Below are 13,315 nucleotides of genomic sequence, written 5' to 3'. Positions count from 1 at the left end.
CCCCCGCCGCCCTCGACTCCTGCCTGGACTCCCTGCCTTCAGGCGAACGGCTCCGGCTGCTGGACGCCCTCTATGAGATGGCGCTCGCGGACGGCCCCCTCCAGCGCTCCGAACGCGAGGCCCTGAAGCGCATGGCCGAGGGCCTGGACGTCCCCGACGCCAAGGTCCAGGCCCTGGCCGAACAGCACCTGGGCGACGCCACCGGCCACTATGAAACCCTGGGCCTGCCCCCGGACGCCTCCGACGCGGAGGTGAAGAGCGCCTACCGCAAGCTCGCCGCCCGCTACCACCCGGACAAGGCCAGCCACCTGGGAGCCCGGGCCGCCGAGCAGGCCGCCCGTCAGTTCCAGGCCGTCCGTGACGCCTACGAGGAAATCCGCAGGCTGCGCGGCCTGTAGCCCGGGTTAGAAGACAGGAATCCCATGAGCCAGCGTCCCCCGAAGAAGAAGGAAGCGGAGTTCCAGAACAACCCGTTCAAGTCCGCCATCAAGACGCTCCAGGACCAGGAGAAGCAGGAGAAGGCAGCGGCCGTCGCCGCGGAGGCCTCGAAGAAGAAGGCCGTCGCGCAGAAGCCCGCCAAGGCACCCAAGGCCCGTCCGGAAGACGACGACGTGGGCCTCTTCTTCGCCGCCATGGACGGCGTGAAGCAGGTGACGAACCGCGGTGAGGCCCCCCAGACGAACCCGCGCCTGCCGGAGATCATGGACGACAACGCGGAGGCGCTCGCGCAGCTGTCCGACCTGGTCGCCGTGGACGGGCCGCTGTCCTTCACCGGCTCTGATGAGGCCTTCGAGGGCGCCTCCCCCGGCGTGGACCCCAACCTGCTGCGTTCCCTGCGCCGGGGCGACTTCTCCGTGCAGGACCGGTTGGACCTCCACGGCAAGACGCAGCGCGAGGCCCAGGCCGCCGTGGAGCGCTTCCTGTCCGACAGCCGCCGGGCCAAGCGCCGGTGCGTGCTCATCGTCCACGGGCGCGGTTTGAATTCCAAGGATCAGATCCCGGTGCTCAAGGACGCGGTGAGGGACCTGCTGTCGCAGAAGCGGCTGGAGCGGATGGTGCTGGCGTACTGCACTGCCCGTCCGCAGGACGGCGGGGCCGGCGCGGTCTACGTGCTGCTGCGCCGATAGCTTTACGCGTGGCCGTGGCTGTGCATACATGCCGCCATGGTTCGCGACCTCATTGACCTTCATATCCACGTGGGTGGCGCGGTGGCTCCGCACATCCTGTGGTCCATTGCCCACCAGCAGGGCTTCAAGCTCCCCGTCAAGAACTACTTCGACTTCGTCGAGCTCATCACCTCCCGTCCGGGCAAGGTGGGCAGCCTCGACGACTACCTGAAGATCCTCCACACCTGGACGGAGAAGATCCAATCCTCCCCCAGCGCCATCGAGCGCTCCGTCTACGAGGTGATTGGCAAGGAGTACCGGGGCAGCCGCGTCACCCAGATCGAGCTGCGCTTCAACCCCATGAAGCGCAACCTCTCCAGCGAGCTGGACCTGGACCACATCATCCACGCGGCGCTGCGGGGCATGGACCGCGCGACGCTGGAGTACGGCGTGAAGGTGGGCCTCATCTTCTGCCTGGCCCGTGAGTTCGACCACAAGCTCAACAGCATCATCGTGGAGAAGGCCATCAAGTACCGCTCGCGCGGCGTGTACGGCATCGACCTGGCCGGCACGGAGCGCGACGCGATGGAGCACAAGGCCTCGCTGTCGGAGTACGAGGACCTCTACGCCCGCGCCCGCAAGGCCGGCCTCAAGTGCACCGTGCACACCGGCGAGACGGCCGGCACGGGCGCCAACGGCCTGATGGCGGCGGTGGAGAAGCTCAAGCCGCACCGCATCGGCCATGGCATCCGCGCCGCGTACGACGAGTCCGCGATGAAGGTGCTGCGTGAGAACAACATCACGCTGGAGCTGTGCCCCACGTCCAACATCCACACCAAGGCCGTGGAGGACCTGCAGGAGCTCAAGCACATCATGCAGACGTTCTGGGACCGCAAGGTGAAGTTCACCATCAACACGGACGGCCCCTACCTGCTGGAGACGGACATGCGGCGGGAGATTGAAATCGTCGAGTCCAACAACCTGCTCACCACGGAGCAGGTGGACCAGGCGCTGGCGTGGGCGCGTGAAGCGTCCTTCATCCCGGCCTGACCCATGTACGGCCTGACTCGCGCATTGCTGTTCACCCTGCCCCCGGAGCCCGCGCACCGGCTGGGCATGTCGGGGCTCGCGGCACTGGGGAAGTGGAACGCCCGCTGCCGCGCCATGCGCGAGCACACGCTGTCCCGCGCGCCCATGGACCTGTCCGTGGAGCTGGCGGGGCTGAAGTTCGCCCACCCGGTGGCGCTGGCCGCCGGGCTGGACAAGGACGCGGAGGCCGTGGACGGGCTGTTCGCCTGCGGCTTCTCCGCCGTGGAGATTGGCACCGTCACGCCCAAGCCCCAGCCGGGCAACCCGAAGCCGCGCCTGTTCCGCCTGCCGGAGCACCGCGCGGTCATCAACCGCATGGGCTTCAACAACCACGGCGCGGCCACCGCGGCGGAGCGCCTCAAGGCCCGCGAGTGGAAGCCCGGCCCGCTGGGCGTGAACATCGGCAAGAACAAGGACACGCCGCTGGAGCGCGCGGTGGATGACTACGTCGCGTGCGTGGACGCGCTGGCGCCGCTGGGTGACTACGTCGTCGTCAACGCGTCGTCCCCCAATACGCCGGGCCTGAGGAAGCTCCAGGAGCCGGAGCAGCTGTCCGCGCTGCTGCTCGCCGTGCGCGCGCGGATGGAGGCCGTGGCCCCGGGCACGCCGCTGTTCCTGAAGATCGCCCCGGACCTCACCCCCGAGGCCGTGGACGAGGTGGTGGACGTGGCCCTGGAGCGCGGGCTGTCCGGGCTCATCGCCACCAACACCACCCTCACCCGCCCCTTCGAGCACGCGCACGCGAAGGAGGCCGGCGGCCTGTCCGGCGCCCCCGTGCGGGAGCTGTCCAACACCGTCATCCGCCGCGCGTATCAGCGCAGCCGGGGCACCCTGCCCCTCATCGGCGTGGGCGGCGTGTTCTCCGCGCAGGACGTCTACGAGAAGCTGCGCGCGGGGGCCACCGTGGTGCAGGTGTACACGGGCTTCATCTACGAGGGCCCGGGCATGGTGGACCGCATCCTCCCGGAGCTGGGCGCCCTGCTGGCCCGCGACGGCTTCGCGTCCGTGCGCGACGTGATTGGCGTGGACGCGGCCGCGTAGGCGCTCACGCACGAGCCCGTTTCGCGGACCTTGCTTGCTATTCTACCTGCCGTCCGTGCCAGACTGGCCGGATGAACCGCGTCCTCCTGCTGGCCGGACTGCTGAGCCTCGTTGCCTGCAAGGGCAACATCGGGCCAGGCACCAACAACGGCGGCCCCAACACCCCAGACGCCGGGCCCGGCGGGTCCGGTGGAAACCTGACCGCCGCGTGCGTGGTGCAGTCGGTGCTCACCGAGCGCTGCGCCAGCTGTCACGGCGCGCTGCCGACCCAAGGTGCGACGATGCCGCTGCGCACCCTGCACGACATGCGGGTCAGCTCGGCGCTGGATGGGAAGCTCAGCAACGCCCAGCGCGCGCTCATCCGGATGGGCGACAACGCTTCCCCGATGCCGCCGGCCCCGCATGAGCGCGCGAGCGAAGCCGAGCGCACCGCGCTTTCGACCTGGATCGGGGAGGGCATGCCCCTCTGCAACAGCACGGGCGGTCCGCCCCCGACCGTCGTGCCCGAGCCCAACCTGCTCGATCAGTCCGCGCTCTTCACCTGCACCGAGGGCACGCGCTCGGATGCACCGACGCGCATCCGGCGCATGAACCGCCGCGAGTTCACCCGCAACGTCGGTGGCTCGGTGGAGCGCAGCTGGACCGGGTTCAGCTTCTACGACAACCCGCTCGATCCCAGCGCCATCGAGCAGTACAGCTCCTGGGCCACGGACGAGACGCTGGACGAGGCCACGGTGGAGCTCTTCCTGCCGGTGGTCGGCGCGGCCGCCGCGCCCTGGACGATGAACTACCCGGACGGCAACCGGATGGAGCGCGTCTATACCGACCGCCGCTTCAGCTGCATGTTCAACGACGCGAACCCGAGCGACAGCTGCAAGCGCTTCCACCTGGGCCAGATGCTCGAGTTCGGCGTCTTCTTCCGCCCGCCCACCGAGGATGAGCTCAACCGCCTCATCGCCTTCGCGACCACGGTCATCGCGCAGGAGCCCACCTACTCCGCGCAGAACCGCGCGGACTCCATCACGCGGATCTCCAACGCCGCGTGGATGATGACCGGCGCCATGTTCCGCGGCGAGCTGGGTGGCGCGCCGGCGGACGGTCGCGTGGCGCTGACCAGCCTGGAGCTGGGATCGCAGCTGGCCTACGCGCTGGGAGGACGCGCCCCCTCGGCCACGCCGAGCTTCGTGTATCCGTACTACTCCGCGCCCCTGGAAGGCCACCTGGCGGACGTGGCCGTCGCCGCGAAGGATGGCTCGCTCACGCAGGATGCGACGACCGCCGCGCTCATCAAGAAGCACCTGGGCGGCGTCGACACCCAGGAGAACGGGACGCCGCGCTTCGATCTGGTGCAGGACTACAACGAGGACCAGCGCTCCAAGCGCGGACAGTACTGGCTGGGTGACGGCGTCGCGGGCTTCTTCCGCGAGTGGCTCGGCTACGGGCACGTGTCCGCGGTGTTCAAGGAGTCCCCGGCGGCGACCTCGCGCTTCGAGCTCGAGGGGCTCGGCTACATCAGCTCGGTCTCGTACGACAACCTGCTCACCAACTTCCATCCGCTGGAGCCGACCTTCATCCAGCAGTTCGACGACTTGATCGCGAGGGTGGTCGTCGAGGATCAGGACGTGCTGGCGAACCTGCTCACCACGCGCACCTTCTACGTGCCCTCCATGCAGAACGCGGCGTACGACTCGCACAAGGGCCTCTCGCACCCGTACAACGTCAGCGAGATCCTCCCGGCGACCGTCGCGGGCCGCTGGAAGACGCTGCCCGCCACCGAGCGCGCGGGCGTGCTGACCCACCCGGTGTGGCTGGCCGCGCACGGCGGCAACTTCGAGGATGATCCGTCCATCGTCCACCGCGGCAAGTGGGTGCGCGAGAACCTGCTGTGCGGCTTCGTCCCGCCGCTCAGCAGCGTGCAGGTGGCGGCCCAGGTCGGCGCTCACGCCGCGGACAAGAACGCGCGCCGCCGCCTGCAGGAGGCGACCGCCGGAGCGCAGTGTCAGGGCTGTCACCGTCTGATGGAACCCCTGGGCCTGCCCTTCGAGATCTACAACCACGCGGGCTTCCTGCGCGCGCGGGATCACTCGCCCAGCGGAGGCTGGACCACGCCGGACGGAAGCTCGACGCTCACGTCGATGCCGGACCCCGCGCTCAACGGCCCGGTGCGCGACGCGGTGGAGCTGAGCGAGCGCCTGGCGACGTCCCAGCACGTGAAGCGCTGCTTCGTGCGGCAGACCTTCCGCTACTTCATGGGACGCCCGGAGAACCCGAGCGACGCATGCACGCTGACGCAGATGGAGCAGGCCTATGATCAGAACAAGGGCTCGTTCTCCAAGATGCTGACCACGCTGATGACCAGCGACACCTGGAAGACGCGGCGTGTGCCGCAGGCTGGAGAGTGACCGCCATGTTCTCGCGACGAACCGTCCTGAAGGGCATGGCCGCCGGCCTCTTCGCGCCCTACTTCCGCGACGTCTACGCCCAGTCGTCCGCGTTGCCGGCGCGCGTGGTGCTGGTCCTGGAATGCAATGGCGTCTACCCCCGCGCGCTCCTGAGCACGGGCACCCGCGCGGCGCTGGGTGGCAGCGCCAACACCTCCGAGCGCATCTTCTGGGACGCGTACAAGGACACGCCGCTGGTGCGTCAGGGCGACAATCTCGCCAGCGCGATCAGCCTCGGGCCGCTGGCGGCGTCCTCCGGCGACATCGACCTGGTGAACCGCTCAGCCGTGTTGCTGGGGCTCTCCAACCTCATCGCGGGCGGCGGGCACTCCAGCGGGACGGGCGGGCTGAGCTGCGCGGTGAACGGCGCGGGCGCGACCTTCGACGCGGTGATCGCCCCCCGCCTGCGCCGGGGTGCCCCGTTCGACGTGCTGCGCCTGGGCACCAGCTCCGCGCGCGTGTCCATCGTGTATGAGACCTGCGCGCTCGGCCCCCGCAAGCCCGCGGGCATCATCGTCAACCCGTCGCTCGCGTTCGACAGCACCTTCGGCTCGCTGCTCGGCGGCTCGACGAATGGGCGCGATCGCAAGATGCTCTTCGACTTCGCGCTGGCCGACTCGCGCAAGGCGCTGGCGGAGTTCAAGGGCAACTCCAACGAGCGGCTGAAGCTGGAGCGCTACGTCTCCTCGCTCGAGTCGCTGCGCACGCGGGAGGATCAGCTCTCCGGCATGGCGGACCGCGTGCGGCCCTACCTGCCGCTGGCGCCCAAGGACAACCCGCTGCTCACCAGTGCGGGCTCACCGCCCGACTCGCTGAAGTGGTTCGAGGCGCAGTTCCAGATCGCCACGGCGGCCCTCCTGGGGGGGCTGACGAACACGGTGGTGCTGGCCACGGGCACCTCGGGCTTCGACGTGTCCTACGGCCCGGACGTGAGCGACACCCCGCGACACAACCTGCAGCACGGCCTGGATGCGGGGCAGAACTGGGAGAAGGTCGCCGAGGTCACCCGCCGCCACGTGCAGCTGGTGGCGAAGCTGGCGAGGACGCTGGCCGCCACGCCCGAGGTGGGCGCGAGCGGCTCGATGCTGGATCACACGGCGATCGTCTTCATGTCCGACAACGGCGAGCAGCACCACTCCACCTCGCGGGAGTGGCCGAAGCTCGTGGTGGGCGGCAACGCGCTGGGCCTGAAGACCGACGGGCGCACGGTCGTGTACCCGAAGTTCGACGCGGCCCGGAACCGTCAGGTCTCCAACCTCTTCAACACGCTCGGCCACGCGTTCGGAGACGCGGACTTCAACACCTTCGGGCAGGAGGGCAGCACGCGCATCGCGCCGGGACCGCTGAGCGAGCTGTATGGCTGAGCACCCCCTGGCGTAGTCCCGCCTCCGTCGTCTTTCGAGCAACGGCCTTGCCCCAGGGTGCAGGTTCTCGCGTGTCCTCCCCGCCTCACCTTCCTCGCACCTGGGGGCTGGGGAGGCGGACATGCGGACGAGGTCGTGGGGCTGGGTCGTGGCGGCGGCGGGATGCGTGATGGGGTGCGGGGCCGGACCGGAGGCGATGGACTCCGGTGAGCTGGCGGCGGTCCAGGCGCGGATGGAGACAGCCTGGGGGACGCGGGAGGTGCAGCAGGCGCTCCCTCCAGGCAGGACTCCGGGGACGCGGCTGGACAAGGAGCCCCGCCCGGACCTGCTGACGGATGTGGCGGGCACGCTCTACTTCGTCGTGCAGGAGGAGGACCAGCGCATCGCCCTGTGGAAGAGCGACGGGACGGACTCGGGCACCGTCGTGGTGAAGGCGTTCGGTCCGACGAATGCGATCCTGGGTGGCCTGCGGATCGGCGGCATGACGCCACTGGGCTCGCGGCTGTTCTTCCACCTGTACGAACCGTGGCTCGGATGGGAGCTCTGGGTGAGCGACGGGACGGCCGAGGGCACCCGGCCTGTCGTGGACCTGAATCCGGGCTCGGAAGGCTCGAACCTGTTCAACTTCGAGGAACTCAACGGCGCGCTCTCGTTCTTCCGGCATGCGCCCTACAGCCAGAGCGGCACGACGCAGCTGTGGCGCTCGGATGGCACCGCGGCGGGCACGGTCCAGCTGCTGGATTTTGGCCGCATCACCGGCGGCCCGGGTGCGGTGCTCCCCGCTTCCGGCCTCCGGGTGTTCTTCACCGACGACTTCGAGGAGACCGTGCGCTTGTGGCGCACCGACGGCACGGCCGCCGGCACGTTCCAGCTGAAGGACTTCGGCATCCCGGGGCGGTACCAGGGAACGATCACGTGGACCCAGCGGCTGGGCGAGTCGATGGTGTTCACCCTCCAGGACACGGTGAACGGCACGCGCCTGTGGCGGACGGACGGCACTGCGGCCGGCACGCGCCTGTTGAAGCGGCTGGATGCGTCCGCGAACGTGGAACTGTGGCCGCCCCAGGTCGTGGACGGCGCCGTGGTGTTCACCTTCACCGATGAGGGCCCCAGCCTGGAGGTCTGGAAGACGGACGGCACGGAGGCCGGCACGGTGCGGCTGGACGCCTTCGGCCGGGACGGCCGGCTGGTGGGCGTCGCCGGAGGCTTCGCCACGGTGCTCACGCGCACCGATGATGGCCACTCGAAGCTCTGGCGGCTGCCTTTGTCCGGAGGCGCCAAGGAGGGCATCGCGGTCCTCCCCAATCCCTACGCGGATGACCCGAAGGCCGTGCCGGGCCTGCGCAACGCGGTGACCGTGGGGGGCCGCGTCTACTTCGCCCGGACGCTGGGGGCGACCGTCCAGACGCCCCGCGACGTGGACCTGTGGGTGACGGATGGCACGGCGGCCGGCACGCGCTGGCTGTCTTCCGGGCTCACCCGGCCGGATGTGTTCCATTCGCCGCTCATGGCCCTGGGTTCCGGCGGCCTGCTCTTCTCCGCGAAGGGCAATGTCTGGGTCACCGACGGGACGCTCCAGGGCACCCACGCGCTGGAGTCCCTGAGCGCGGGAAAGACTCCGGCGGAGGCGGCGGCCTTCACCCGCGCGGGAGACGACATCTTCTTCCGCGCCCTGCCCGGCGCCCCCGGCTTCTCGCTGTGGGCCATTCCCGCCTCGGCCCCTTGAGGCGCGGCCGCGACCCGGGCGCTCAATTCCAGACATGCGATGTCTTGAATTGAGCACCTACATGCCCCGCGGAGCCATCCGCTTCCGGTTTAGCCGCCGCTCCCGAGGGAAGCCTCCCGCTTGCGCCGTTCCCGCTCTCGGCGCTGCTGGCGTGAGCGAGCCGTCACCTCGGCAATGAGCAGGATGCGCTCCTCCAACTGCTCCAGCGTCACGCCCCGGCTCATCATCGCGTGCGACAGCAGCAGCGGGGCGCAGCGGGTCAGTGCCAGCACCAGCGCGAGCACCGCGCCCGGCCGCGTGGCGCGCAGCGCCGACAGCCCCACGCCAGACTTGAGGGCTTTGAAAAGCAGCTCCACTCGCCAGCGCAGACGGTAGGCCTCGGCCACCTCGAGCGCCGTCAGCACGTCGCGGCCCACCGTCGTCAGGTACCAGCGCCGCTCGCCCTCCGGCCCTTCCACGGCCACGACACGCGCCTGGGCCGTGCGCCCGTGCTTCTCCAACTGCACGTCCACGTCGATGACGCCGCCCTCCTCCTGGAGGACGCCCTGCAAGAGCGCATCCGTCAGGCGCATGCCACGCGCGCGTACACGCTCGCCCTTGCCCACGTGCACCCGCAGCACCTTCGGGTCGTGCTGGGCCTTGAGCCGCACCAGGAAGTGGGCCCCGGCCTCAATCGCGTCGAGGAAGCGGCCCGTGTCCGTGTAGCCCAGGTCCATGAAGGTGAGCGTGCCGGGACTCAGCGCCTCCTCAGGCAGGGCGCGCGTGTCCTGGGTACGCTGGGGTGTTAGCCCGTCGGCCACCGGCAACTCGTCTCTCAGCGACACCAGCGCGTGCCACTTGAAGGCGGCGGGCCTCGCCTCGCTGGTGGACGGGGCCCAGTCCGCCACCAGCCGCCGCAGCAGTTGGCACGTGGAGTCGGCCACCTGCACGTCCGTGAATTCCTCCAGCAGTGCCCCCAACTCATTGAAGGGCTTGTCCTCGCCGACGGCCTCTCGCACGGCCTGGACGGCCCGGCTCGCCACCTCACGCATCAACTGCCCGAAGGCGTGGTTGAAACGCTCGAGGGCGTCACCGCGGCCACGGTGGCCTCCACCAGCGCCACCAGGTCCACCTTGCGCTGGCGCTGCAACGCCCCCAGCCGCCGCGCGGCCTCCAGGATGTCCTCGGCCGACACCAGTGCCCGAAGTCCCTCTGCCACCTTCGCCCTCGGAGTGCTCTTCTTCATGCCGGGAGAATGTTCCTCGTCCCTCCGTTTCGACGGGCCTGCCTGCTCGGCTGCACCTATGTCTTTGATTCTGCTCTGCTTTTCTCCACCGCGTTAAACGGACGCGGATGGTCTGGACCTGGGGCTACAACAACTTCGGCCAAATCGGCGACGGGACGACCAGCCTGCGCACTGCACCTGTGCAGGTGCAAGGTTTGGGTAACTGATTGCACGCTGGGCGCCTGCCACCGACGGGCGCCCAGTCCGTGGCCGAGGCCAGCAGGAGCCCGGGCACCACGGCGAGCGACCGGCCCGCGAGCTTCCTCCGGGTCGCGCTCCAGCGCCGCCAGCAGCGCCTCTCCGGCTGGCGACTGGAACAGGGGTCAATGGCAGACATTCCGCCCAGAGGATGACACAGGCAGCCGGGCGGGCGGCGGTGCTGGATTCGGCGCGTGCGCGGGCCAGGGCGGTTGGGTATAGCGCGCCCATGCCCACCCTTCTCCTCAGTGCCAGGGATTTGCGCGGCCTCTACACCGTCGAGCTCGGTCTGGAAGCCGTCGAGCGTGCCTTCCTGGCCCATGGCCGCGGCGACGCGCTCATGCCTCCCAAGGTGTACCTGTCCCTGCCGAAGTACGAAGGTGACTTCCGCGCCATGCCCGCGTTCCTCGACGGCGCGGCCGGCGTGAAGTGGGTCAACGCCCATCCCCACAACCCGCGCAAGCACGGCCTGCCCACGGTGCGCGCCGTGTACGTCCTCAGCGATCCGGACACCGCGTCCCCGCTGGCCATCCTGGATGGCACGCTGCTTACGGCATGGCGCACCGGCGCCGCGGGCGGCATCGCGTCCAAGTACCTGGCCAGGAAGCAGCCTCGCACGCTGGGGCTCGTGGGCTGCGGCGTGCAGGCGCGTGTCCTGATCGACGCGCACCGCGCCCTCTTCGGGGACCTGGAGCTGCTGATGGCGGACGTGAACGCCCAGGCCGCGGAGGCCCTCCAGAAGGAGAAGGGCGGCCGCGTGGTGAGCCTCCAGGAGGCCTCTGGCGCGGACATCGTCTGCTCCGCCACGCCCGCGCGCGCCCCGGTGGTCCGCCGGGAGTGGGTCCAGGCTGGGGCCCACATCAACGCCATGGGCGCGGATGCTCCCGGCAAGCAGGAGCTGGATCCGCAGCTGCTCGTCCAGGGGCGCGTCTTCATCGACGACGCGGAGCAGGCCCTCCACTCCGGCGAGGTCAACGTGCCGCTGCACGACGGGCTCATCCAGGCCGGTCAGCTCGCCGGCACCCTGGGCGAGGTCGTCGCCGGCCGCAAGCCCGGCCGCACCGGCTCTGAAGTCACCGTCTTCGACTCCACCGGCCTCGCCGTGCAGGACGTGGCCCTGGCCCGCGCGCTCTACGACGTCGCCGTGGCGAAGGGCGTGGGCCAGCGCTTCGACCTGGTCGACGAAGGCTGAGACACGGCGGCCGGGCCGCGACCTCGCTAGAGGGATGAGAAAAAAAGAGAGCGCTCGCCGGCACCTTGGAGTTTTACCGGCGAGCGCCCCGGGCCTCGTGCCGACTGGCAGGGCCTCGTAAAGTCGCGGGCGGATGTGAAGCGGCTCAAAGGCCTGACTCCACGCCACCTTCATGTTTCCTGCCGTCCGCCCCGCGTCCCGTCTTTCGGGCCCCGCGCTCGGCGTCCGTTTCCTTCGAAACCCCTGCGCACCGGCGGTGATTCCTGCACCGCCTGATCCGCGACACCCAGGGTGGGCATGAGCAGCGCTCCCGGCAACGCCCGAGGCGCCATTACCACAGACCGCCCATCAATCTCCACGAAAATCGCGCTATTCCCATCTATAACCTGCACACACACTGCGACCGGGCGGAAGCGCGCCGCCCCCCGAATACGAAACGCGCCCGCCCCCAATTGCTTGAGGACGGGCGTGGATTATCCAGATCGGTCTGACATTTCCCGGCCCTGGAGGGCGGGTTTTCAGCCTGGGGGCAGTCCTGCCACCTGGCGGTACAGCGCGTCATGCGTGCGGACCATCTTCTCCAGGGACAGCTCGCGGGCGACGAAGCCCCGGGCGGCCTTGCCCATCTTCCGGGCCTCCTGGGGGTTGGCCAGCAGCCGGCGGAACGCCTGGGCCAGCTGGGCGGGACGCTCCGGCTCCACCACCAGGCCGCGCTCGCCGTCCTGGATGAGGTCCGGATTGCCGCCCACCCGGGTCACCACCATGGGCAGCCCCGCCGCCATGCCCTCCATCACCGCGTTGGACATGCCCTCCGCGGTGGAGCACAGCACGCCGAACGTGGCCTGCCCGTAGAGGGCCGGAACGTCCGTGCGGTGCTTGAGGAAGTGCACCCCCTCCGCCACCCCCAGGTCGTGCGCCATCTTCTCCAGCGCCGGCCGGCGGGGCCCGTCCCCCACGAACCACGCGTTCAGCTTCGTGCCCTCATGACGCAGCATGGCAAGCGCGAGGAGTAGGTCCTCCTGCCGCTTCACGGGGTGGTTCATGTTGGCCACGTGGATGACCGTGGGGACGCCGCCGGAGTCCGGCAGCGCGTCCTTGAGCCCCTCGGCCGCGCGGGCATCGAAGCGCGGGAGGTCCAGGCCGTTGTGGATGACGGAGATGCGCGACTCGGGCAGCCCCTCCTCGCGGATGAGCAGCTGGCGGATGGCCTCCGCGTTGGCGACGACGTGGTCCGCCATGCGGGTCATCTGCGCGTGCAGCAGGCGGCGGGCCTTGCCCTGCCAGTGGGACAGGTCCAACCGGCCCACGATGACCTTCGCGCCCGCGAGCTTCGCGGCCGGCACCGCGAGGATGCTGGAGTAGAAGTCGTGCACGTGCACCAGCTGCACGCGGTTCGCCTTGAGCCACCGGGACATCCGGTGGATCTGCATCAGCGTGTTGGGCTGCACGAGCGAGCCCTTGAGTGGAAACACCTCCGGCGCGTGGCCCAGCTTCCACACCGAGCCCACCAAGGGCCCGGCGTCCTCCAGCACGGAGACCTGCAACTGATAGCTGGAGGGCAGGCCTCGCAGCAGCTCCAGCACCTGCACCTCGGTGCCGCCAATGTGGAACGACCGGGTGAACTGCACCAGGCGGAGGGGCTCCTGCCCCAACCGCGCATCCTCACGCCGCATGCCCAGACCCCTCCCATGTGGCCACCGGCGCGGTGTTCACCGCCGGCTGCCTCCCCACCCCAAGAGCACGCTCCCGTGCCTGCGCGATGCGGTGCGCGCTCGCGGCCAGGCCGAAGAGCACGTAGCAGTGCGCGGACAGGATGTAGCCCGAGAACAAGTCACAGATGAGGTAGCCCGCCACCGCCGCGCTGAGCGCGCGTGCGAGCCAGCCCATCTCCGGG

At 69.8% G+C, this 13,315-nt stretch carries 12 protein-coding genes and 1 pseudogene; 9 read left to right on the top strand and 4 right to left on the bottom strand.

Translation table 11 applies throughout. The annotated features are described in order from the left end of the window. From D7X55_RS24010 to D7X55_RS23980, 7 genes are all read left to right on the top strand, one after another. A partial coding sequence (locus D7X55_RS24010; RefSeq protein WP_158626413.1) for a DnaJ domain-containing protein occupies nucleotides 1-398 on the top strand: 398 nt, incomplete at its 5' end. Between the two features lie 24 nt (nucleotides 399-422). Further along, a complete protein-coding gene (locus D7X55_RS24005; protein WP_121724299.1) occupies nucleotides 423-1,127 on the top strand; it encodes a Smr/MutS family protein in 705 nt (234 codons plus the stop codon). Nucleotides 1,128-1,163: 36 nt separating this feature from the next. Beyond that, a complete protein-coding gene (gene add / locus D7X55_RS24000; RefSeq protein WP_120547846.1) occupies nucleotides 1,164-2,156 on the top strand; it encodes an adenosine deaminase in 993 nt (330 codons plus the stop codon). A gap of 3 nt (nucleotides 2,157-2,159) precedes the next feature. Continuing rightward, entirely contained in the window at nucleotides 2,160-3,236 is a 1,077-nt protein-coding gene (locus tag D7X55_RS23995) for a quinone-dependent dihydroorotate dehydrogenase (RefSeq protein ID WP_120547847.1), read from the top strand. 71 nt (nucleotides 3,237-3,307) lie between these two features. Further along, nucleotides 3,308-5,638, top strand: coding sequence for a DUF1588 domain-containing protein (locus tag D7X55_RS23990; protein ID WP_121724298.1), 2,331 nt, complete (start codon nucleotides 3,308-3,310; stop codon nucleotides 5,636-5,638). Between the two features lie 5 nt (nucleotides 5,639-5,643). Next, on the top strand, nucleotides 5,644-7,041 hold the full coding sequence (locus tag D7X55_RS23985) for a DUF1552 domain-containing protein (RefSeq protein WP_120547889.1): 1,398 nt from the start codon (nucleotides 5,644-5,646) through the stop codon (nucleotides 7,039-7,041). Nucleotides 7,042-7,162: 121 nt separating this feature from the next. Continuing rightward, complete coding sequence (locus D7X55_RS23980) at nucleotides 7,163-8,767, top strand: hypothetical protein (RefSeq protein ID WP_147470189.1); 1,605 nt, start codon at nucleotides 7,163-7,165, stop codon at nucleotides 8,765-8,767. Nucleotides 8,768-8,856: 89 nt separating this feature from the next. Here D7X55_RS23980 and D7X55_RS23975 read toward each other — a convergent pair whose 3' ends face one another. Beyond that, a complete protein-coding gene (locus D7X55_RS23975) occupies nucleotides 8,857-9,798 on the bottom strand; it encodes an IS4 family transposase (protein ID WP_121724296.1) in 942 nt (313 codons plus the stop codon). Further along, a complete protein-coding gene (locus D7X55_RS23970; RefSeq protein WP_121724295.1) occupies nucleotides 9,798-9,992 on the bottom strand; it encodes a hypothetical protein in 195 nt (64 codons plus the stop codon). The genes D7X55_RS23975 and D7X55_RS23970 overlap by 1 nt, the downstream gene beginning before the upstream one ends. Before the next feature lie 107 nt (nucleotides 9,993-10,099). Between D7X55_RS23970 and D7X55_RS45375 the strand changes: the two genes are divergently transcribed. After that, nucleotides 10,100-10,198 (top strand): RCC1 domain-containing protein, encoded by a 99-nt coding sequence (locus D7X55_RS45375; protein ID WP_120547851.1) that lies wholly within the window; start codon nucleotides 10,100-10,102, stop codon nucleotides 10,196-10,198. 260 nt (nucleotides 10,199-10,458) lie between these two features. Beyond that, nucleotides 10,459-11,421, top strand: coding sequence for an ornithine cyclodeaminase family protein (locus D7X55_RS23960; protein WP_120547852.1), 963 nt, complete (start codon nucleotides 10,459-10,461; stop codon nucleotides 11,419-11,421). 518 nt (nucleotides 11,422-11,939) lie between these two features. Here the strand turns inward: D7X55_RS23960 and D7X55_RS23955 are convergent. Together D7X55_RS23955 and D7X55_RS23950 are read right to left on the bottom strand one after the other, a co-directional pair. Then, complete coding sequence (locus D7X55_RS23955; RefSeq protein WP_121724294.1) at nucleotides 11,940-13,094, bottom strand: glycosyltransferase; 1,155 nt, start codon at nucleotides 13,092-13,094, stop codon at nucleotides 11,940-11,942. Continuing rightward, nucleotides 13,084-13,315: pseudogene (locus D7X55_RS23950) on the bottom strand (polymerase); the annotation flags it as partial. The pseudogene D7X55_RS23950 and the gene D7X55_RS23955, both read right to left, overlap by 11 nt.

The organism is Corallococcus sp. AB049A, from assembly GCF_003668885.1.
In the GTDB taxonomy this organism is placed as follows: Bacteria; Myxococcota; Myxococcia; order Myxococcales; family Myxococcaceae; genus Corallococcus; species Corallococcus interemptor.
The sequence above is the reverse complement of the archived record's forward strand: the minus strand, read 5'-3'. Positions and strand labels throughout refer to the sequence as shown.

Coding starts and splice junctions, on each gene's coding strand:
- add (WP_120547846.1), top strand. CDS start 1,164: ATGGTTCGCGACCTCATTGACCTTCATATCCACGTGGGTGGCGCGGTG.
- D7X55_RS45375 (WP_120547851.1), top strand. CDS start 10,100: ATGGTCTGGACCTGGGGCTACAACAACTTCGGCCAAATCGGCGACGGG.
- D7X55_RS24005 (WP_121724299.1), top strand. CDS start 423: ATGAGCCAGCGTCCCCCGAAGAAGAAGGAAGCGGAGTTCCAGAACAAC.
- D7X55_RS23995 (WP_120547847.1), top strand. CDS start 2,160: ATGTACGGCCTGACTCGCGCATTGCTGTTCACCCTGCCCCCGGAGCCC.
- D7X55_RS23960 (WP_120547852.1), top strand. CDS start 10,459: ATGCCCACCCTTCTCCTCAGTGCCAGGGATTTGCGCGGCCTCTACACC.
- D7X55_RS23955 (WP_121724294.1), bottom strand. CDS start 13,094: ATGCGGCGTGAGGATGCGCGGTTGGGGCAGGAGCCCCTCCGCCTGGTG.
- D7X55_RS23990 (WP_121724298.1), top strand. CDS start 3,308: ATGAACCGCGTCCTCCTGCTGGCCGGACTGCTGAGCCTCGTTGCCTGC.
- D7X55_RS23975 (WP_121724296.1), bottom strand. CDS start 9,798: ATGCGTGAGGTGGCGAGCCGGGCCGTCCAGGCCGTGCGAGAGGCCGTC.
- D7X55_RS23985 (WP_120547889.1), top strand. CDS start 5,644: ATGTTCTCGCGACGAACCGTCCTGAAGGGCATGGCCGCCGGCCTCTTC.
- D7X55_RS23980 (WP_147470189.1), top strand. CDS start 7,163: ATGCGGACGAGGTCGTGGGGCTGGGTCGTGGCGGCGGCGGGATGCGTG.
- D7X55_RS23970 (WP_121724295.1), bottom strand. CDS start 9,992: ATGAAGAAGAGCACTCCGAGGGCGAAGGTGGCAGAGGGACTTCGGGCA.